Origin of the sequence: Pseudomonas sp. UV AK001, assembly GCF_046097675.1 — a bacterium.
Taxonomy (GTDB): Bacteria; Pseudomonadota; Gammaproteobacteria; order Pseudomonadales; family Pseudomonadaceae; genus Aquipseudomonas; species Aquipseudomonas kribbensis.
In genome coordinates this window covers 1-812 of the sequence record NZ_JBJUVZ010000026.1, presented here as the reverse complement: position 1 = coordinate 812, position 812 = coordinate 1, and the positions used below count along the sequence as shown (strand labels likewise).

1 pseudogene is annotated in these 812 nt (G+C 64.7%); it reads right to left on the bottom strand.

Annotation, left to right across the window (positions count from 1 at the left end):
- Positions 1–812 (bottom strand): annotated as a pseudogene (locus ACKLNA_RS29105) (type IV secretion protein Rhs); the annotation flags it as partial.

Here is an 812-nt window from a genome sequence, read left to right as displayed (position 1 = left end):
GGGGGCGGAAGGTGCCGGGTTCGTAGATGAAGCTGCGGTGCTGGGTCGGGCTGCTTTCGGCGATGAGGTGATCGCCTTGCCAGAAGAACTCGGTGGTCTGGCCGTCGACGGTTTTGCGGATGCGGCGGCCGAAGGCGTCGTATTGATAGGTGGCGCTGGTGCCGTCGGGACGGGTCAGGCCGATCAGGCGATGCTGGCTGTCGTAGCGGTATGCAGTGACCAGTTGTTGGGCGCGGCCACGGCGTTCGCGGATCAGGTTGCCGAAGGCGTCGTAGTCGTAATGGCGGTCGCCCTGCATCAGCAGGCGGTTGCCCTTGATGTGTGTCGGGCCCGGCCGGTCCTGCAGCAGCAGGTTGCCGGCCGGGTCGTGGGCGAAGTTTTCCGGCACATCGTCGCGGGTGTGGCGCACGCTGGCCAGACGGTCGAGAGCGTCGTAGTAGTAACTGCGTTGACCGTGACGGCTGTCGGCGATAGACGCCAGGTTGCCATTGACCGCGTAGCTGTAGTGACGCAGGTACAGTGCTCGGTCATGTTGATGAACCGAATGCACTCGCAAACGGCCCTGCTCGTCGTAGGCATATTCGCTGAGCAGCAGGCCCTGCTGGCGCTGTTGCTCGCGGCCGTTCTGGTAGACGTGACGGGTCAGCAAGGCGCCGTTGAGGTCGATCGCGGTCAGCGCGCCGCCCTTGGCGTAGTGGTAGTCGAGCTTGCTGTTGTCCGGCAGACGCATCCGGGTGAGTTGGCCGCAAGCATCGTAGGTGTAACGCAGGGTGCCCCAGCCCTGATGCTCGCGGACCAGCCGGTCTTGCAGA